At 65.8% G+C, this 18344-nt stretch carries 18 protein-coding genes and 1 tRNA gene; 10 read left to right on the top strand and 9 right to left on the bottom strand.

Annotated elements, in window-relative coordinates:
* From PMI42_RS05585 to lpdA, 4 genes are all read left to right on the top strand, one after another.
* Positions 1-1136, top strand: a 1136-nt coding sequence (locus PMI42_RS05585; protein ID WP_008131376.1) for a thiamine pyrophosphate-dependent dehydrogenase E1 component subunit alpha, incomplete at its 5' end; no start/stop codon positions are given.
* Positions 1137-1139: 3 nt separating this feature from the next.
* Positions 1140-2156 (top strand): alpha-ketoacid dehydrogenase subunit beta, encoded by a 1017-nt coding sequence (locus PMI42_RS05580; protein WP_008131375.1) that lies wholly within the window; start codon positions 1140-1142, stop codon positions 2154-2156.
* The gene (locus tag PMI42_RS05575; RefSeq protein ID WP_008131374.1) at positions 2156-3439 is read left to right on the top strand and encodes a dihydrolipoamide acetyltransferase family protein; all 1284 of its coding nucleotides are present in this window, start codon (positions 2156-2158) and stop codon (positions 3437-3439) included. Before PMI42_RS05580 ends, PMI42_RS05575 begins: the two co-directional genes overlap by 1 nt.
* A 13-nt stretch (positions 3440-3452) precedes the next feature.
* The gene (lpdA, locus tag PMI42_RS05570) at positions 3453-4850 is read left to right on the top strand and encodes a dihydrolipoyl dehydrogenase (protein WP_008131372.1); all 1398 of its coding nucleotides are present in this window, start codon (positions 3453-3455) and stop codon (positions 4848-4850) included.
* Between the two features lie 52 nt (positions 4851-4902).
* Here lpdA and PMI42_RS05565 read toward each other — a convergent pair whose 3' ends face one another.
* Positions 4903-5679 carry a LamB/YcsF family protein gene (locus PMI42_RS05565; protein ID WP_008131370.1) on the bottom strand — a complete coding sequence of 259 codons (777 nt, stop codon included), beginning with the start codon at positions 5677-5679 and terminating at the stop codon, positions 4903-4905.
* A gap of 134 nt (positions 5680-5813) precedes the next feature.
* Between PMI42_RS05565 and pxpB the strand changes: the two genes are divergently transcribed.
* Together pxpB and PMI42_RS05555 are read left to right on the top strand one after the other, a co-directional pair.
* Positions 5814-6569 (top strand): 5-oxoprolinase subunit PxpB, encoded by a 756-nt coding sequence (pxpB, locus tag PMI42_RS05560; protein ID WP_008131369.1) that lies wholly within the window; start codon positions 5814-5816, stop codon positions 6567-6569.
* A gap of 8 nt (positions 6570-6577) precedes the next feature.
* Positions 6578-7603, top strand: a complete 1026-nt coding sequence (locus PMI42_RS05555) for a 5-oxoprolinase subunit C family protein (protein ID WP_008131367.1) — start codon at positions 6578-6580, stop codon at positions 7601-7603.
* A 46-nt stretch (positions 7604-7649) separates the two neighbouring features.
* On the opposite strand, the gene PMI42_RS05550 is transcribed toward PMI42_RS05555, so the two are convergent.
* The 4 genes from PMI42_RS05550 to PMI42_RS05535 form a co-directional block, all read right to left on the bottom strand.
* The gene (locus tag PMI42_RS05550; protein WP_008131364.1) at positions 7650-8510 is read right to left on the bottom strand and encodes a carbohydrate ABC transporter permease; all 861 of its coding nucleotides are present in this window, start codon (positions 8508-8510) and stop codon (positions 7650-7652) included.
* A complete protein-coding gene (locus PMI42_RS05545) occupies positions 8507-9394 on the bottom strand; it encodes a carbohydrate ABC transporter permease (RefSeq protein WP_008131362.1) in 888 nt (295 codons plus the stop codon). The genes PMI42_RS05550 and PMI42_RS05545 overlap by 4 nt, the downstream gene beginning before the upstream one ends.
* Positions 9395-9458: 64 nt before the next feature.
* Positions 9459-10802 (bottom strand): ABC transporter substrate-binding protein, encoded by a 1344-nt coding sequence (locus PMI42_RS05540; RefSeq protein WP_008131360.1) that lies wholly within the window; start codon positions 10800-10802, stop codon positions 9459-9461.
* Positions 10803-10915: 113 nt separating this feature from the next.
* Entirely contained in the window at positions 10916-11953 is a 1038-nt protein-coding gene (locus PMI42_RS05535) for a LacI family DNA-binding transcriptional regulator (RefSeq protein ID WP_008131359.1), read from the bottom strand.
* 186 nt (positions 11954-12139) lie between these two features.
* Here PMI42_RS05535 and PMI42_RS05530 point away from each other — a divergent pair, with 186 nt between their 5' ends.
* Genes PMI42_RS05530 through PMI42_RS05515 form a run of 4 tightly spaced genes read left to right on the top strand, consistent with a single transcriptional unit; the run spans position 12140 to position 16064 of the window.
* Positions 12140-12865, top strand: a complete 726-nt coding sequence (locus PMI42_RS05530) for a glucosamine-6-phosphate deaminase (RefSeq protein WP_008131358.1) — start codon at positions 12140-12142, stop codon at positions 12863-12865.
* Complete coding sequence (locus PMI42_RS05525; RefSeq protein WP_008131357.1) at positions 12862-14010, top strand: N-acetylglucosamine-6-phosphate deacetylase; 1149 nt, start codon at positions 12862-12864, stop codon at positions 14008-14010. The genes PMI42_RS05530 and PMI42_RS05525 overlap by 4 nt, the downstream gene beginning before the upstream one ends.
* A gap of 10 nt (positions 14011-14020) precedes the next feature.
* Positions 14021-15067, top strand: a complete 1047-nt coding sequence (locus PMI42_RS05520) for a Gfo/Idh/MocA family protein (protein WP_008131356.1) — start codon at positions 14021-14023, stop codon at positions 15065-15067.
* Positions 15057-16064 (top strand): Gfo/Idh/MocA family protein, encoded by a 1008-nt coding sequence (locus tag PMI42_RS05515; protein WP_008131355.1) that lies wholly within the window; start codon positions 15057-15059, stop codon positions 16062-16064. Before PMI42_RS05520 ends, PMI42_RS05515 begins: the two co-directional genes overlap by 11 nt.
* Before the next feature lie 98 nt (positions 16065-16162).
* On the opposite strand, the gene PMI42_RS05510 is transcribed toward PMI42_RS05515, so the two are convergent.
* The 4 genes from PMI42_RS05510 to PMI42_RS05500 all read right to left on the bottom strand — a co-directional run bounded on the left by PMI42_RS05510 (position 16163) and on the right by PMI42_RS05500 (position 18251).
* Positions 16163-16238 (bottom strand) — tRNA-Lys (locus PMI42_RS05510).
* The gene (locus PMI42_RS38965) at positions 16229-16378 is read right to left on the bottom strand and encodes a hypothetical protein (RefSeq protein ID WP_157195720.1); all 150 of its coding nucleotides are present in this window, start codon (positions 16376-16378) and stop codon (positions 16229-16231) included. Before PMI42_RS38965 ends, PMI42_RS05510 begins: the two co-directional genes overlap by 10 nt.
* Before the next feature lie 52 nt (positions 16379-16430).
* The gene (locus PMI42_RS05505) at positions 16431-17027 is read right to left on the bottom strand and encodes a Spy/CpxP family protein refolding chaperone (RefSeq protein ID WP_008131354.1); all 597 of its coding nucleotides are present in this window, start codon (positions 17025-17027) and stop codon (positions 16431-16433) included.
* 207 nt (positions 17028-17234) lie between these two features.
* The gene (locus tag PMI42_RS05500; RefSeq protein ID WP_008131353.1) at positions 17235-18251 is read right to left on the bottom strand and encodes a TRAP transporter substrate-binding protein; all 1017 of its coding nucleotides are present in this window, start codon (positions 18249-18251) and stop codon (positions 17235-17237) included.
* Positions 18252-18344 lie beyond the last annotated feature (93 nt).

Below are 18344 nucleotides of genomic sequence, written 5' to 3'. Positions count from 1 at the left end.
GCTCGGTCCGGCCCCCGCCGGTCGATGTGGCGCCCGAGGAGATTCGCGATCTCGCCTATTCGATCATCCGCGTGCTCGATCACGAAGGGCAGGCGATCGGACCATGGGCGCCGGACCTTTCCCTGGACGAGCTGGTCGCCGGCCTGCGCCACATGATGACCCTGCGCATTTTCGACGCGCGCATGCAGATGGCGCAACGCCAGGGCAAGACGTCCTTCTACATGCAGCACACCGGCGAGGAGGCCGTGAGCTGCGCGTTCCGCATCGCGCTCGGCCCCGATGACATGAACTTCCCGACCTACCGCCAGGCCGGCTTGCTGATCGCGCATGACTATCCGCTCGTCGACATGATGTGCCAGATCTATTCCAATGCGAACGATCCGATGAAGGGCCGCCAGCTTCCGGTGTTTTACTCGTCGCGGAAGCACGGCTTCTTCTCGATCTCAGGCAATCTCGCCACCCAGTTCGTTCAAGCCGTCGGCTGGGCGATGGCCTCGGCGATCAAGGGCGACAGCCGCATCGCCGCGGCATGGATCGGGGACGGCTCGACCGCGGAGTCCGATTTCCATGCCGCGCTCGTGTTCGCCTCGACCTACAAGGCGCCCGTCGTCCTCAACGTCGTCAACAATCAATGGGCGATCTCGACCTTCCAGGGCATCGCGCGTGGCGGCTCCGGCACCTTCGCCGCGCGCGGCCTCGGCTTCGGCATCCCCGCGCTCAGGGTCGACGGCAACGACTATCTGGCGACCTATGCCGTCGCAAAATGGGCCATCGAGCGGGCCCGGCTCAACCTCGGGCCGACGCTGATCGAATACGTCACCTACCGCGCCGGCGCGCATTCGACCTCGGATGATCCGTCCGCCTACCGGCCGAAGCACGAATCCGAGGAGTGGCCGCTGGGCGATCCCGTGATCCGGCTCAAGCAGCATCTCATCGCAGCCGGAGCTTGGTCGGAAGAACGCCACAAGCAGGCCGAGGCCGAGATCCTCGCCGACGTCATCGCGGCCCAGAAAGAGGCCGAGAGTTTTGGCACGCTGCACTCGGGCAGCAAGCCGTCGGCCCGCGACATCTTCGAGGACGTCTATGCCGAGCTGCCGCCGCATCTGCGGCGCCAGCGCCAGCAGATCGGAGTTTGAGCCGTGCCGCGCATGACGATGATCGAGGCGATCCGCTCGGCGCTCGACGTTTCGATGCAACGCAACGACGACGTCGTGGTCTATGGCGAGGATGTCGGCTTCTTCGGCGGCGTGTTCCGCTGCACGCAGGGCCTGCAGCAGAAATATGGCGTGGCGCGCTGTTTCGATGCGCCGATCAGCGAGTGCGGCATCGTCGGCACCGCGGTCGGCATGGCCGCTTACGGCCTGCGCCCCTGCGTCGAGCTGCAATTCGCCGACTACATGTATCCGGCCTACGACCAGATCGTCTCGGAGGCAGCTCGCCTGCGTTATCGTTCGGCCGGCGATTTCACCTGTCCCCTGGTCATCCGCATGCCGACGGGCGGCGGCATCTTCGGCGGGCAGACGCACAGCCAGAGCCCCGAGGCACTGTTCACGCATGTCGCGGGATTGAAGACCGTGGTGCCATCCAATCCCCATGATGCGAAGGGCCTCCTGATCGCAGCCATCGAGGATCCGGACCCCGTCATCTTTCTGGAGCCGAAGCGGCTCTACAATGGTCCGTTCGACGGTCATCACGATCGCCCGGTCACCCCCTGGGCCAGGCATGAGCTCTCCGACGTGCCGGAGGGACACTACACCACGCCGCTCGGCAAGGCGGTGACGCGGCGCGCCGGTGAGGCCGTCACCGTGCTCGCCTACGGCACCATGGTTCACGTCGCCCTCGCCGCCGTCGAGGAGACCGGCATCGATGCCGAGGTGATCGACCTGCGCACCCTGCTTCCGCTCGATCTCGAGACGATCGCCGCTTCCGTCGCGAAGACCGGCCGCTGCATCGTGGTACACGAGGCAACCCTGACCTCCGGCTTCGGCGCGGAGCTCACGGCGCTGGTGCAGGAGCACTGCTTCTATCACCTCGAAGCGCCGGTGATGCGCGTCACCGGCTGGGACACGCCCTATCCGCATGCGCAGGAGTGGGACTACTTCCCCGGTCCTGTCAGGCTCGGGCAGGCGCTGCGTGACATCATGGAGGCCCGCTGATGGGCGAGCGCAGCGTCAAGCTTCCGGATATCGGGGAAGGCATTGCCGAAGCCGAGCTGGTCGAATGGCACGTCAAGGAAGGCGATCTCGTTCGCGAGGACGACCTGCTTGCCACGGTGATGACCGACAAGGCCTCGGTCGAGATTCCCTCGCCGCTCGCGGGCGAAGTCAGCTGGATCGGCGCCAAGATCGGTGAAGCGGTCGCGATCGGCTCGACACTCGTGAAGCTCAAGGTCGCCGGCGGCGACGACGCGGAGCCCGAAGACAAGGCGCCGACAGACAACGCCGCAGTGCCATCGGCTGTGACGAAAGCCCAAACTGCCGATATTGGGCCAACGCCTCCTGCCCGCGTTCGCCCCGCGGCCATCGAGGCTCGGCCGGCGACGACGTCTGCGGCCCGGCGCGCACCGGGCGAGAAGCCGACGGCCTCGCCCGCGATCCGCCTCAAGGCGCAAGAAGCCGGCATCGACCTGCGCCAGGTCCACGGCACCGGCCCTGCCGGACGCATCACCCACGAGGACATCGACGCCTTCCTGTCGCGCGGGCCGGCACCGCTTCATGGCCGCGGCATGAGCCCGAAGACCGCCGTCACCGACGTGAAGGTGGTAGGCCTGCGCCGCCGCATTGCCGAGAAGATGGCGCTGTCGAAGTCCCGCATTCCGCACATCACCATCATCGAGGAAGTCAACGTCTCTCCGCTGGAAGATTTTCGCGCGTCACTGAACAGGAAGCCCACGCCGGAGCTGCCCAAGCTGACGCTGCTGCCCTTCCTGATGCGCGCCATGGTCAAGGCGCTCGCCGAACAACCCGCGCTCAACGCGCTCTATGACGACGAGGCCGGTATCGTCCATCAGCATGCCGGCATCCATATCGGCATCGCGACCCAGACCCCGTCGGGCCTCGTCGTGCCCGTGGTGAAGCATGTGGAGGCGCGCGATCTCCGGGATTGCAGCGTTGAGCTGAACCGTCTCGCGCAGCGCGCCCGTGACGGCACCGCGACACGCGAGGAATTGACGGGATCGACGATCACCATCACCTCGCTCGGCGCGCTCGGCGGCCTTGCGACCACGCCGGTGATCAACCACCCCGAGGTCGCCATCGTCGGCGTCAACAAGATCGCCGTGCGTCCGCTCTGGGACGGCGCGCAGTTCGTGCCATGCAAGATGATGAACCTCTCCTCCAGCTTCGATCACCGCGTCGTCGACGGATGGGACGCGGCCGTCTTCGTGCAGAGGCTCAAGGAGCTGCTGGAGAACCCGGCGACGATCTTCGTCGATCCCTGAGGCAGAACAAGCCATGACCGAAATCACCTGTCAGCTCGTCGTCATCGGTGGCGGCCCCGGCGGCTATGTGTGCGCGATCCGCGCCGGCCAGCTCGGCCTCGATACCGTCCTCGTCGAACGCGGAAAGCTGGGCGGAAGCTGCCTCAACGTCGGCTGCATTCCCTCGAAAGCGATGATCTATGTCGCCGAGGAATTCGAGAAGCTGACCGAGGCGGCACACGGCAAGACGCCGTTCGGCCTGACGGCGGCAGCGCCCGCACTGGACTTCAAGCAGGCGATCGCCTGGAAGGACGGGATCGTCCATCGGCTGAACAACGGCGTCGCCGCGCTGCTGCGCAAGGCCAAGGTCAAGATCGTTCAGGGCCATGGACGCTTTCTCGACGGCAAGACGATCGTTGTCGAAACCGAAACGGGTCCGAAGACGATCAAGGCCGAGACGGTCGTGATCGCAACCGGCTCGGCGCCCATCGAGCTGCCGTCGCTGCCGTTCGGCGGCAGGGTCATCTCCTCGACCGATGCGCTGTCGCTCGCAGAGGTGCCAAAGTCCCTCGTTGTCGTCGGCGGCGGCTATATCGGGCTCGAGCTTGGAACAGCTTTCGCCAAGCTGGGCAGCAAGGTGTCCGTGGTCGAGGCCCAGGACAACATCCTGCCGCTCTACGATGCCGAATTGACGGCTCCGATCACAAGACGCCTGAGCGGGCTCGGCGTCGAGGTGCTGACCGGCGCCCGGGCGCTCGGCCTGACCGCGCAAGGCGACGGATTGCGCGTCGAGACGGCCGACGGCCAGGAGCGCAGCCTGACGGCTGACAAAATTCTCGTCACGGTCGGGCGCGCACCGGTTACCGCCGCGTTGGGGCTGGAGCAACTCGTGCTCGACATGGAAGGCCGCTTCATCCGGATCGGCCAGCATTGCGAGACCTCGATGCGCGGCATCTATGCGATCGGCGACGTCACGGGCGAGCCGATGCTGGCGCATCGCGCCATGGCGCAGGGCGAGATGGTGGCGGAGATCGCAGCCGGCATGCCGCGCGCCTGGGACAAGCGTTGCATTCCGGCGATCTGCTTCACCGATCCCGAGATCGTCTCGGCGGGGCTGTCACCGGACGAGGCGCGCGAGGCCGGCATCAACACCAAGGTCGGACAATTTCCCTTTGCAGCCAATGGCCGCGCGATGACGCGCCATGGCGAGACCGGCTTCGTGCGCGTCGTTGCCAGGGCCGATAATCAGCAGGTGATCGGAATCCAGGCGATTGGACAGGGAGTCTCGGAGCTCTCCGCAGCGTTTGGCCTCGCCATCGAGATGGGCGCGGTCCTGCAGGACATCGCCGGCACGATCCACGCCCATCCCACGCTGGGCGAGGCCGTCCAGGAAGCCGCCCTCAAGGCCCTCGGCCACGCGATCCACGTCTAGACCTATCGCCGGAATTACGCCACCCAACGACTCTGAAAGCTCCGATGAGCAATCAGGCACCGATGACCTCAGCCATCGGCGCCAGCGTGACGCCGGCCGCGGTAAGCCGCGCCTTCAGGCTCTGCGCCATCGCAATCGCGCCCGGCGTATCGCCGTGGACGCAGACGCTGTCGATGCGGGTCGGCAGCCGCGTTCCCGACAGGCAGGTGATCGCGCGGTCCTCGATCATGCGAATGACACGCTCCGACGCGACCTCCGCATCATGAATGACGGATCCGGCAAGACGGCGCGACACCAGATTGCCGTTATCGGCATAGGCGCGATCGGCATAGATCTCGCGCACCAAAGGCAGACCGAATTTCTCGCCGGCCCGCTCCGTCTCCTGGCCGGGCATCACCACGAAGATCAGGTTGCGATCGATGGTGCGGATCGCGCGCGCCACGGCTTCGGCGAGATCGCGATCCTCCGCGGCGATGTTGCCGAGCGCGCCGTGGGTCTTGACATGACGGACAATGTGGCCGGCATCGGATGCCAGCGCCATCAGCGCGCCGACCTGATAGAGCACGATCTTCTCGATGTCGGCGGGACGCTCGCCCTGGATGGGCCTGCGGCCAAAACCCCAGAGATCGAGGAACCCTGGATGTGCACCGGCCTGCACGCCATTGGCCTTCGCCTCGGTCAAGGTCCGATGCATCACGAGCGGATCGCCGGCGTGAAAGCCGCAGGCGATGTTGGCCGAGGTGACGGTGCGCAGCATCTCGGCGTCGTCACCGAGCGTATAGACGCCGAAACCTTCGCCCATGTCGCAGTTCATATCGATCAGAGTCATCGTCGTCCTCTTTTGCCGTGCAGGTTCGATATATCCATGATACGCGGTGCGCGTCACGGAAAATTCGGCTCCTGCATGGGCGTTGTCGCTTTTCGAGGAGCATGCATACGTCCGACGATCTCACCAGGGCATCCATGAGCAGGGCCAATGATGCACTCTACGCGATGCCGCGCTTCCGCCGATCCGGCGACGCTGCGCTGACCGTCGAGGTCGGAGATGGCATCGACGCCGATGTCAACGCGCGCGTCGTCGATCTCGACCGCGCACTAACCGAGCGCGCGGTGCCCGGCATCGTGGAGATCGTACCAACCTACCGCACGCTGCTGGTCTGTTTCGATCCGACCATGCTGTCACGGCGCGATGTCGAAGCCGAGATCATGGCGCTGTGGCCGCCGGTGGCTCCGGAAGGACAGGTCCGTCGCCGCTGGACCGTTCCGGTCGCCTATGGCGGCGACAACGGCATGGATCTAGACTGGCTGGCGCAACGGCTCGACACCACGACAGACGAGATCGTGGCGCGGCACAGCGCAGCCGAATACCGCGTCTACATGATCGGCTTCATGCCGGGATTTGCCTATCTCGGCGGGCTCGATCGCACACTTCATGTCGACCGCCGCCCGGAGCCGAGGCTCGTCACGCCGCCATGCAGCGTCTCGGTCGGAGGCCAGCAGGCCGCGGTCGCGCCGCCGCTCGCCGCGCCGAGCGGCTGGCACATGCTCGGGCGCACGCCGGTGCGCTCCTACGACCCGGCTCGCACGCACGAACCTTTCCTGTTCCGCGCCGGCGATCTCCTGCGCTTCCATCCCATCGGTGTCGCCGAATTTGCCGCGCTCGCGCGCGCGGCGGAGGCGGGCGCGATCATCGCCGAGTGCGAAGAGTTGAAGGTCTGAGCGCCGCGATGTCTGTCGATCTCGAAATCGTCGAGCCTGGTCTTGCCACGACCCTCCAGGATCTCGGCCGCCGCGGATTTCAGCGCTACGGCATCTCGGCCTCGGGCGCGATGGATCCGATTGCGCTCGCAACCGCCAATGCGCTGGTCGGCAACAAGGCCGAAACGGCTGCGCTCGAAATCACCCTCGCGGGGCCGACGCTCAGTTGCGCCGGTGCCGATATCCGCTTCGCGCTGGCGGGCGCGGACTTCGCTGTCAGTATCGACGGCCGGCCGGTTTCGTCGCACGAAACGCATGATCTGAATGCCGGCCAGCGCCTTACGATCGGCACCGCGCGCGACGGTGCGCGCGCCGTACTCGCCGTCGCCGGAGGTTTTCAGGTGACGCCGATGCTCGGCAGCGTCTCGACGCATTCACGCAGCCAGCTCGGCGGGCTCGACGGCGGTGCGCTGCGTGCGGGCGATCGGTTGCCGCTGGCAGCTCCCGGATTGCCGGCGCGGCCGCATCTGATGGTGTCCCCGGCACATCGCCGCCGCGCGCGAGGCGCCATTCGCGTCCTCCTCGGCCCGCAGGACGATGCCTTCAGCGCCGAGGGGATCGCAACCTTCCTCAGCTCCGACTACACCGTCACGCCACTATCCGATCGCATGGGATGCCGGCTCGAAGGGCCGCGCGTTCAGCACGCCGGCGCGGTGGGCATCGTCTCCGACGGCACCGTGTTCGGCAGCATCCAGATCCCCGGCAACGGCCAGCCGATCATCCTGCTCGCCGATCGCCAGACCACCGGCGGATATCCCAAGATCGCCACCGTGATCTCGGCGGACCTGCCGCGGCTCGCTCAGCTCCGTCCCGGGGAACGCGTGCGCTTCGAGGCAATCGAGGAGGACCTCGCCGTGAAGCTCGCGCGGGAGGCGCGCGAGCAGATCAGGCGCATCGATACATCCCTGATCGAGATCGAGCGCGCCGCCGTTCCCACGGTCGAGCATTTGCTGGCGTGCAATCTCATCGACGGCATGATCTCCGCGTTCGACTGAACGAAATTGGCACCAGCCGCGCCTCGTAACTCGCACGGCGCGCGCGTCACTCCTTCAGACCACTTGCAGCCACGCCACGCACGAAATTCCGACGCATCAGCGAGAAGAACAGCGCGCTGGGAACCAGCGCCAGCGCGGCGGCCGCGCTGAGACGACCGGTATCCACGGTGAAGCCGGTCTGAAACAGGGCGAGCCCGACCTCGAGCGTATAGGTGTCCTTGTTGGTCATGACGACGAGCGGCCAGGCGAAGGCGGTCCAGGCCTGGAAGAACGCCAGCACGGCGAGAGCGCCCAACGGGCCGCGCATCAGCGGCAGCACGATCCGGAGGAAGATCCAGAGCTCCCCTGCCCCATCCACGCGCGCAGCCTCCAGCAGCTCGTCGGGAATCGAGGTCATCACGTATTGCCGCACCAGGAAGATGCCGAAACTCATGATGAGATAACCGACCAAGAGCCCCGGCCAGGTGTTCAGCAGTCCGGCGGACTGGACGTTGAGGTAGAGCGGGATCATGTAGACTTCGAAGGGAACGACCGCGGTCGCGATGATGATGCCGAAGATGACGGGGATCCCCGGCAGGTCGAACTTGCCGAGCACATAGCCTGCGATCGCCGACGTCGAGACGATGCTCGCGGTCGAGAGCGTCGCGAAGATCAGCGAGTTGCCGATCCAGCGAAACAGCGGCGTTTCACTGAGGACGCTGATGATGTTGTCCAGCGTCGGCTGGTGCGGGATCACGGTCGGTGGCCAGGCCAGCAGCTCGGGCGGCGTCTTGAACGCATTGCTGATCAGAAACACCAGCGGCAGCAGCATCATCAGGCTGACGGCGCCCAGAACGACGTCGATCGCGAGGCCGACGGCACCGCTCTGACCGACGACGGACGGATGCTCGCGTTCATGCTCGCTCATGCGCGGCTCCTGTCGCGGAACAGCCTGAACTGCGCGCCGGTCAGGATGAGGACGATCACGAGCAGCACGACGGCTTCGGCTGCGGCGTAGCCGACCCGGTAATTGCGAAAGCTGTTTTCGAGCATGTCGAGGACGAGGACACGGACGAGATGTCCCGGCGCACCCTGGACATCAGACGCCAGCACGAAGGCCTGCGCGTAGATGTTGTAGGACGAGATCAGCGTGATGACCGACACGTACAGCATGACGGGCTTCAGCAGCGGCACTGCGATGTAGCGGAAGGCCTGAAGCGACGAGGCGCCGTCGAGGCGCGCCGCCTCGTAGAGCGCCTCCGGGACGTTCTTCAGTCCGACCAGGAAGATCAGGACCGCATAACCGATCGCCTGCCAGGAGCAGAGAACGATCAGGCACACCAGCGACAGCACGGGATCGAACAGCCACGACTGGGCCGGAATCCCGAACATCCCGATCAGGGCGTTGAGCGGTCCGAGCCTTGCGTCGAAAATCCACTTCCAGGCCATCGCCGCCGGAACCAGCGAGACGACGTGCGGCAGGAACACCGAGGCCTCATAGACGCCGCTGCGCCGCAGCCCCTGCCTTGTATTGATCAAGGCGGCGAGCGCGAGCGCGACGGGAATGGTGATCGCCACGACGCTGAAGGCGATGATGGTGGTGTTGAAGATCGCCTCGAGAAACAGCGGGTCGCTCGAGAGCTCAACGAAGTTGGCGAAGCCGACGAACGGCTTGCGCCGCGAGATGATGTTCCATTGAAACAGGCTCAGCCGCAGCGTCTCGATGATCGGATAGACGCGGATACAGCCATAGAGGGCGAGGACCGGAAGCAGCGCCAGAACGGGAAACAGCCATTTCGGCGTGGTGCGCATCGATCCTCCGGCAGGCGCCGGTCTGCGGCCGGCGCCTGGATTGAGTGGGTCCCTGTCGGAAGCTTTACGGTTTGGCCAGCAGATCTTCCCGGGCGAGGATCTTGTCGCTCTCTTCGGCCGCAGACTTCAGGAAAGCATCGATCGCGGCGTCGTTGCCGGCCAGCGACTTGTCGGTAAAAGCCTTCTCCAGCCGCGCCGCAAGCCGGGTGAGGATTTCGCTGGCCGGGCTGATCGCCGGGACCGTGAAGAAGACGTGGCCGGGCGGCGTGTTGACGAAGGCGTCGAGCTGCGGGATCTTCTTGAGGACTGCGGAATAGTCGAGGCCCTTGCGGTTGGGGACCCAGGCCGTGTTCTCGAGCAGCCAGAGCAGATTTTCCGGCTCATTGGCCTTCTGCACGAAATCCCAGGCGATCTGGCTCTTGGCTCCCTTGTTCGGCACGTAGAGATCGACCGGGACCATCAGCGTGCCCTTGGGCAGCGGCGCCGTGGCGTATTTGAGATTGGGCGCCTTCTTGGCGACGTCGCCGATGACCCAGGATTCCCGGATGAACATCGCGGTCTGGCCGAGCTCGAACGCTTCGGCATCCGCCTTCATCTCGGGCGTCACGGTCCGGTAGACCACGGTGTTGTCGAGATACTGCTTGAGCGCGGCGCGGCCCGCCGCGCTCGCATAGGCGGCGCGCCATTTTCCGCCCTTCTCCTCGAGCAGCGTGCCGCCGTGGTTATAGAGGATGGTCCAGTACTTCTCGGCGATGCCCGAGCCGCCGCCGCTGAGACGCAAGCTCCATCCGCTCACCGTCGGCACACCGGCCGCGTCGCGCTGCGCGAGCTTCTGGGCATAGGCGGTGTAGTCAGCCATGGTCTTGGGCGGGCCGTCGAGGCCGGCCTTCGCGAACATCTCGGTGTTGTAGAACAGCGCGCCCTGCCCCTGAAACAACGGCACACCGTAAATCTTGCCCTCGTACATGGCGGTCTTCACGCGCGTCATGTCGTAATTGGCTTTGACGAAATCGACGATCGACGCCGGCGGCTCCGGAATGAGGCCGGCCTCGAGATATCGTGCCGCCTCGACCTCCATCTCGATGACGTCCCCGGCCGCGCCCGACGGAAGCGACAGCGCCAGCCGCTTCTCGTGCTCGCGCAGCGCAATCGCCTCGACGCTGATCTCCAGGTCCGGGTATTTGCTCTTCAGCTGATCGCCGACGCGCTTGTAGAACGGGGCCAGATCAGGCCACCCGCTCCAGATGGTCAGCTTCTCCGCCGATGCAGGCGAGGCAAACACGGGTGCGGCGACAGCCAGCGCCAGCGAGAGCGCGGCCGACCTCCATGACCGACGCACCGGTTTCCCCGAGCGAATGCTGTCCTCGGGACGCGTGATGTAGCCGAACCTGCCGACGGGTTTCACCATGAGGGTCATTCTCGCAATACGGAATGGGACAAATCCTGCGAAAAAGCTCGCATGCAACCGGTTGCGTGTCAATTGCGATCCATTGCCGCTTTCGAAGGCCATTGATTAAATCGTCAGCGGCTCCGCCGCTTCACCGGGGCCGGACCGGTCGAGGCGCGAATGACGAGATGGGAATTCAGCTTGTGGCGGATCTCACCCGACACGCCGCCATTCATCTGGCTCAGCAGCAGACCGACCGCGACATCGCCGGCGTCGGCGCAGCGCGCCGACACGGTGGTCAGCGGTGGGTAAGTGGTTTCGCCGAGCACGTCGTCACAGCCGACGACGCTGAATGATTTCGGCACCTCGACGTCGAGCGCAGCGAGCCCCGCCATCAGGCCTTGCGCGACGAGGTCGTCGAACGCGATCGCCGCGGTGACGCCGCTGGCGACGATCTGGGTGGCGGCGAGCCGGCCGGTGTCATAGGACGGCGGACGCGCGGGCACGGCGATCACCTTGAGCCCGCGCTTCTCCGCCTCGCGCCGCACGGCGTTGCGCCGTTGCTGGTTCGACCATGACGTCGTCGGGCCGCTGACATAGGCGATGTGCCGGTGCCCCAGCTCGGCCAGATGCGCGATCGCGGCCGCCACGCCCGGGGCCGTGTCGATCAGGACCCGCGTAATACCTTCGATATCGCGATTGATGAGCACCAGCGGACGGCGCGTCGCATGACGGCGGATATGCTCTTCGTCCAGACGGGACGAGGCGAGGACGAGGCCCTCCACCTGGCCGATGAAGCGGCCGACCAGCAATTCCTCGCGCGCGGGATCCTCGTCCGAATTGCCGAGGAAGACGCACAGCCCGGCCTGGTCCGCCCGCAGTTGCGCCGCCCTGATCAGCGGCGGAAAGAACGGGTTCGCGACATCGGAGACGATCAGAGCGACATTGCCATGGCGTCCGGTCGAGAGAGCGCGCGCGACCTGGTTCGGCACGTAGCCGAGCTTGACTGCGACCTCCTTGACGCGCCGGACGGTCTCCTCGGTCAGCATCTCCGGCCGCGAGAAGGCGCGCGAGACGGTCGCGCGCGAGACGCCGGAAGCCTTGGCGACCTGGCTGATCGTCGGCACGATCGATGGACGCCCCTTTCCGCCGCCGTCAGAATCGCGCTTCACCGCAGGCCGCCTCCTCTGCATCGCATCCAACTACATGCCTTGGTCGGGTCCGGGGCGCAAGCTTGACATGCAACCGGTTGCATTACATTCTGGTCGCCGGGGTGACGGACAGGCCCGGCAGACCCATGGATAAGCATGACGGCTTCGGTGGCTCCTTCAATCGCAACATTTGAAACGCGGGATGCGATGGGCCGTGCGGCTGCCGCCGACATCGCGGTCGCGCTCCGCGACCGCCTCGCGCGGCAGAGCACGGTGCGGATGGTCTTCGCCGCGGCGCCGAGCCAGGCGGAGATGCTGGACGTCCTTGCGCACGAGCGCGATATCGACTGGCGGCGCGTCACCGCCTTCCACATGGACGAATATATCGGGCTTCCCGCGGATGCGCCGGAGCGTTTCGCGGCGTGGCTGACGCATCATTTGTTCTCGCGCATCGCTTTCGGCGCCGTGCACCTGATCGGGCAAGAGCCGGATCCCGAGCGCGAAGCCGCGCGCTATGCGGCCCTTCTCGGCGAAGCCCCGATCGACATCATCTGCCTCGGCATCGGCGTCAACGGTCACCTCGCGTTCAATGACCCGCCGGTTGCCGACCTGCACGATTCGAAACCGGTCAAGGTCGTCGCGCTCGACGCGATCTGCCGGCAACAGCAGGTCGACGATGGGTGCTTCCCGACGATTGCGGACGTCCCGACGCACGCGATCACGCTGACAATTCCGCGGCTGCTGGACGCCGGCCAGCTGTTTTGTGTCGTGCCTGGCGCAGCCAAGCGCGCTGCCGTCGAGCGCTCGCTGTACGGTCCGATCGGGACCGAGTGCCCGGCGAGCGCGCTCCGCACGCACCCGCGCTGCGCGCTGTATCTCGACCGGGATTCCACGCCGCCGCAGCTTTCACCGCAAACACCGGTCCGCGCATGACGGATCCGGCAACGCGCGTCTCGGGCCGCGATCCGGAGACCGGACGGAATCGCACCATCGTCATCCAGGACGGCCGGATTTCGGAGATCGTTCCCGGCGGCGATGATGACGGGCAGTGGCTGTCGCTCGGCCTGTTCGATCTGCAATTGAACGGCTTTGCGGGCTACGATCTCAATGCCCGCCCCGATCCCCGGACGGTCCGCGACCTGGCCGGCGCCGTCCACAACAGCGGCGTGTCGCGTTTTGCTCCGACACTGATCACGGCATCGCACGATGCGATCGCCGACGCGTTGCGCGCCATTGTGCAGGCACGCGACAGCGATCCGTTTCTCAAGCATGCGATGCCCTTCGTGCATCTCGAAGGACCGCATATCGCGCCGGAGGATGGTCCGCGCGGTGCGCATCCCGCCCAACATGTGAGGCCACCGAGCCTCGACGAATTCGACGCGTGGCAAGCCGCCTGCGGAAACCTCATTGGCCTCGTGACGCTGTCGCCGCACTGGCCGGAAACGGAGGCCTATGTGCGCGGCCTTCGGGCGCGCAGTGTTCGCGTTGCGCTCGGCCATACCAGCGCGACATCGGCTCAGATCTCCGCTGCCGCCGCGGCGGGAGCAACGTTGTCGACGCACCTTGGCAACGGCATCGCAGCCACGCTGCCGCGGCATCCGAACCCGATCTGGTCGCAACTGGCCGAGGACAGGCTGTGGGCGAGCTTCATCGCCGACGGCCATCACCTCCCCCCTGAAGCCTTCAGGGCCATGCTGCGGGCGAAGGGGCTGGAGCGCTCGATCCTGGTGTCGGACGCCGCCGCGCTCGCGGGTTGCGCGCCCGGGCTCTATGACGCGCCGATCGGCGGCAAGGTCGAGCTGAAGGCGAATGGCCGGCTGGAAGTCGTCGGCACATCATTCCTGGCAGGCGCGGCCGTCGACCTCCTGTTCGGAATTGCGACCGCCAGACGCATGGCCGGACTGAGCCTGGCAGAGTCGCTGAGGCTGGCAACCATCAATCCACGACTGCCGTTCAATCTTCCCGCACTGACGGTAGGAGCGCCGGCCGATCTGCTGCGCTTCCGTCGCGACGAGGATGAGTCTCTGGTGCCCGAGACGGTCTATGTCGCGGGACGACCTTACCCGCTCACCCGCTGAGGACTGAGACATGAACCGGCTTCGTATCGGGTTGATCGGTCCAGGGGCAATCGGTGAAACGCACGCGCGAGCGATAAGGGCGCTCGACGAAACCGTCCTCTCCGCGATCGCCGGCGGCACGCCCGAGCAGATCGCGGCGTGCATGAATGGCGAATCCGTTCCGGCATTCCCGACCACCGAGGCGATGCTGGCACAGGCCGAGATCGACGCGGTCGTGGTCTGCACGCCGAGCGGCGCGCATCATGACGTCGCGCTTGCTGCGATCGAGGCCGGACGGCACGTGCTGGTCGAGAAGCCGCTCTGTGTCGATCCGGCCGAGGCTGCATCCCTGGTCCGCGCCGCCGAGCGCGCGCGACTGACGTGCGGCGTGGTTTCGCAGCGCCGTCTCGAGCCGCAGCACCAGGCGATCAAGGCCATGCTCGACGCGGGTCATCTTGGGCAACCGCGCCTGATCGAAACGGCGATCCATTGGTACCGCTCCGACGCCTATTACGCCGAGAAGCCGTGGCGCAGCGAAACCGAGCATGGCGGCGGCTCGCTGTTCAACCAGGGCGTTCACAATCTCGATCTGATGCTCTGGCTGTTCGGGCCTGTGGACAGTGTGCAAGGCAAAATGGCGACGCTCGGACACGCCCACGCCGTCGAGGACACGACGGCGGCGCTGCTGTCCTTTGCGTCCGGCACGCTCGGTGTGATCGTGACGAGCACGGCGCTGCCGCCGGGGCGGCCGGCCATGCTTCGGCTGTTCACGGATCGCGGCTGTTGCGAGCTCGCCAACGACAGCATCGTGCGCTGGGATTTTGCCGGCGTTACGGCGCCGCCGAGCGCGGCCGGGGTCGGAAGCGCCGCCAGCGATCCCAAGGCGATCGGGATCGACGGACATATCGCGCAATGGCGCGACTTCGTTTCGGCCGTCCGGGAGCGACGACCGCCCGCGAGCTCGTTCCGGGATGGATTCGAAGCTGCGCGACTGGTCGACGCCATCTATCGCTCGGCCGCGGAAGGCCGCGCGGTCAGCCCCAGCGAGATCGCACCGGAGATCCTTCATGCCGGCTAGCTCCGAGATGATAGACATCGCCATCGTCGGCGCGGCCCACCCGCATGTCGAATACGTGCTTGCGGAGGTTGCTGCCAGAACCGACGTCAGGGTCGTGGCCGTCGCCGATCATGACGCGGCACGACGCGTCGAGCTCGAACGACGTACCGGCGCGCCCGGCTATGCCGACGCGAATGCGCTTCTGGACGCGCATCCAATTCGCGCCGCAGCAATCTTCACCGAGTTCGGCCTTCGCGCCCCGATTGTCGCAAAGCTCCTGCGCCGCGGCATCTTCGCGATCGCCGACAAGCCGATGGCGGTGACGCTGGCCCAGCTTGCAACGATCGAGGAGGCCCTTGGCGGACGCAATCTGCTGACCCTCCTGCTGGAGAAGCGTTTTTACCCTGTTACGCTCGCACTCCGCGCGATCATCGACAGCGGTGAGCTTGGCGACGTCGTCTCCATCACCGCGACAGGGCCGCACAAGCTCATCCCCAGCCGTCGTCCGGCGTGGATGTTCGAGCCGGCGACTTATGGCGGCATCCTCGCCGATCTGACCGTCCACGACATCGATCTTGCGCTCTGGCTGACGGGGTACAGCAGCGGCACGGTCAGCGGCTGGGTCTCGCCGACACCGGCTGCCGGCACGACGGGCTTCCCCGCGCTCGGGCGCGCGATCCTCGCCTGCGACGGCGGCCCGCAATTCGCCATCGACGTCGACTGGATCCAGCCCGAGGCGTCACCGCGGCATGGCGACTACGCGATGCGGATATCAGGAACGAAGGGGCGCGCCGACGTTCTCTTCGCGGAAAATCGATTGCTGGTCGAGACGGCAACAAAAACCCGGCGCGAGGTCGACCTGCCCGCGGGCCGCTCGCCTGCGGCGTTCGCTTTCGATCATCTCGTCCGCGGCGACACCTTGCAAATTCCTTCAGCCGACGCCCTGCGCGCCACGCGCATCGCAATCCTTGCCCAGGAGAGCGCGGCGAATGGCGGACAAGCCGTGCGATGGGCCTGAAGGCGTCGATCTCGGGCATGGCCGGCGACGCTGGACACGCAACGGCCCGACAGCCGCAGCATGGCTGTAGCGAGAGATCCACAAGCTATTGAGAAGCTTGGTGGGCGCACCAGGGCTCGAACCTGGGACCCGCTGATTAAGAGTCAGCTGCTCTACCAACTGAGCTATGCGCCCGAAAGGCGGTCAATGCCTTGCGAGGCCGGTCGTTTAGCAAAGCGATCCGGGTCTGGCAAGCGATGTGGCGCATGTTTTCCAAGGTTCTTCCACAGGCCCCGGAATGCGAAAAAGCCGCTGGATTCCAGCGGCTTCGCCATGGCTCATCCAGGGCGGATCCCGAGGTTCATTGCTCGGGACATCCGGAGCGGCTCAGAGCCGGCCCTCGCGATCCCGCCCCTCGCCGCCGTCGCGGTCGAAACGGTCGCCGCGGAAGTGCTCCATGCCGCGCTCCATCATGCGGTCCATGCCGCGTTCCATGAAGTGGCGGGGCGGGCCGTCTTCGCCGCCCCCGAACGGACCGCGGTGGCGGGTCAGCACGGCGAGGCGCCGCTTCTGGCCCTCGTCCAGGGTCTTGTAGAGGGGATCGGCGGCATCGGCGATCTTCTTCAGGGCCGCAGAGCTGGCCCCCATGTCCTCGGCCCGCTGGCGCAGGTTGGCGACCGGATCCTCCGGCTTGTCGGCGGCGCCGGGGGCCGCGTTCATCCGCGCGTTGGCGCGGTCGATGCGCAGCTTGGCGAAGTCGCGCACGGCGGCCTCGACCGGCGGCCACAGCTTCTCCTGATCGGCATTGAGCTTCAGCCCGGCATGGACGGCGGCGATCCGCGCGTCGACGAAGGCGGCGCGGTCTTCAGGGTTCATGCGGACGTGGCGGAAGTGCTCCATCCACGGACGATGATATTGGGCATAGACCGCCCCCGAGCCGGCGATGCTGAGCACGGCGATGGCGGCGATGGTGAACTTCCTCATACGAACCTCCTTTGGAAGGGTGCGCTGAAGATGGGCGTCGCAGGCCTCGCATGCAACTTACAACTTGGACAGGGAGCGGATTCTAACCGAGATGTCACGCGTCTGAATGTTCGTTCACGTGCATTCGGAAATCATTCGCAACAAAAGGGCTTCCGTGCAGTACACGGAAGCCCTTTGCTCATGCATTATATAACCACGCGCGACTTGCTAGTTCGTCGTGCTTTTCGATTCCTTCAGGAACTCGTCGATCAGCGGCTGGCCGACGCGGCCAGCGGCATCCTTGTAGACCGGCTCCATCGCCTTGCGCATCGCCTCGTCCTGCTCGGCCGTGAGCTTGATGATCTCGCTCTTGCCGCTCTTCTTGATCTCGGCGAGCGCGTCGTCGTTTTCCTTCTGCGACTGCGTGTTGTTGAAGTCGGTGGCTTCCTTCATCGCCTTCGACAGCTGGTCGCGGATGTCGGCCGGTAGATCGTCCCAGAACTTCTTGTTCACGATCACGACGTAACCGATGTAACCGTGGTTGGTCTCGGTGATGTACTTCTGCACCTCGTGCATCTTCTGCGTATAGATGTTCGACCAGGTGTTCTCCTGGCCGTCGACGACGCCGGTCTGCAGCGCCTGGTAGACCTCCGAGAACGCCATCACCTGCGGCAGCGAGCTGAGCGCCTTGAACTGCGCCTGCAGCACGCGCGAGGACTGGATGCGGAACTTGACGCCCTGGTAATCCGCCGGCGTCACCAGCTTCTTGTTGGCGCTCATCTGCTTGAAGCCGTTGTCCCAATAGGCAAGGCCGGTGATGCCCTTGGGCTCGAGCAGCTTGAGCAGCCGCGTGCCGAGCGGGCCTTCCGTCACCTTCCGCAGCGTCTTCAGGTCGGGAAGGATGTAGGGCAGATCGAACACCTCGAACTCGCGGATGCCGAGCGGGCCGAATTTGGAGTTGGACGGCGCCAGCATCTGTACGCTGCCGAGCTGCAGCGCCTCGAGCTCTTCCTTGTCCTTGTAGAGCGTCGAGTTCGGATAGACCTCGACCTTGACCTTGCCGCCGGTGTACTTCTCGGCGAGCTCCTTGAATTTTTCCGACGCCTTGCCCTTCGGCGTGTCGGTCGCGACCACGTGGCTGAACTTGATGATGATCGGTGACTGGGCCGATGCCGGTCCGGTGAGGCCAAGATTCAAGCCAAGAGCCAGTACCGCGATGGACGCGGCGATCGCGAAGGTGCGCATAATCTCTCCCTGGTGTTATTTGGGCCGCCCGGCGCGCGGATGGCCGATCTTTATGCCGACAGCATCAATAGCGGCTGGGGAGCCGAGCCGCTA

It is taken from the genome of Bradyrhizobium sp. YR681 (assembly GCF_000282615.1).
Classification (GTDB): Bacteria; Pseudomonadota; Alphaproteobacteria; order Rhizobiales; family Xanthobacteraceae; genus Bradyrhizobium.
The sequence above is the reverse complement of the archived record's forward strand: the minus strand, read 5'-3'. Positions and strand labels throughout refer to the sequence as shown.

Bases quoted from the DNA above. Each gene is read 5' to 3' on its own strand.
- PMI42_RS05575 (WP_008131374.1), top strand. From the start codon at position 2,156: ATGGGCGAGCGCAGCGTCAAGCTTCCGGATATCGGGGAAGGCATTGCC.
- lpdA (WP_008131372.1), top strand. From the start codon at position 3,453: ATGACCGAAATCACCTGTCAGCTCGTCGTCATCGGTGGCGGCCCCGGC.
- PMI42_RS05565 (WP_008131370.1), bottom strand. From the start codon at position 5,679: ATGACTCTGATCGATATGAACTGCGACATGGGCGAAGGTTTCGGCGTC.
- pxpB (WP_008131369.1), top strand. From the start codon at position 5,814: ATGAGCAGGGCCAATGATGCACTCTACGCGATGCCGCGCTTCCGCCGA.
- PMI42_RS05555 (WP_008131367.1), top strand. From the start codon at position 6,578: ATGTCTGTCGATCTCGAAATCGTCGAGCCTGGTCTTGCCACGACCCTC.
- PMI42_RS05550 (WP_008131364.1), bottom strand. From the start codon at position 8,510: ATGAGCGAGCATGAACGCGAGCATCCGTCCGTCGTCGGTCAGAGCGGT.
- PMI42_RS05545 (WP_008131362.1), bottom strand. From the start codon at position 9,394: ATGCGCACCACGCCGAAATGGCTGTTTCCCGTTCTGGCGCTGCTTCCG.
- PMI42_RS05540 (WP_008131360.1), bottom strand. From the start codon at position 10,802: ATGGTGAAACCCGTCGGCAGGTTCGGCTACATCACGCGTCCCGAGGAC.
- PMI42_RS05530 (WP_008131358.1), top strand. From the start codon at position 12,140: ATGGGCCGTGCGGCTGCCGCCGACATCGCGGTCGCGCTCCGCGACCGC.
- PMI42_RS05525 (WP_008131357.1), top strand. From the start codon at position 12,862: ATGACGGATCCGGCAACGCGCGTCTCGGGCCGCGATCCGGAGACCGGA.
- PMI42_RS05520 (WP_008131356.1), top strand. From the start codon at position 14,021: ATGAACCGGCTTCGTATCGGGTTGATCGGTCCAGGGGCAATCGGTGAA.
- PMI42_RS05515 (WP_008131355.1), top strand. From the start codon at position 15,057: ATGCCGGCTAGCTCCGAGATGATAGACATCGCCATCGTCGGCGCGGCC.
- PMI42_RS38965 (WP_157195720.1), bottom strand. From the start codon at position 16,378: ATGGCGAAGCCGCTGGAATCCAGCGGCTTTTTCGCATTCCGGGGCCTG.
- PMI42_RS05505 (WP_008131354.1), bottom strand. From the start codon at position 17,027: ATGAGGAAGTTCACCATCGCCGCCATCGCCGTGCTCAGCATCGCCGGC.
- PMI42_RS05500 (WP_008131353.1), bottom strand. From the start codon at position 18,251: ATGCGCACCTTCGCGATCGCCGCGTCCATCGCGGTACTGGCTCTTGGC.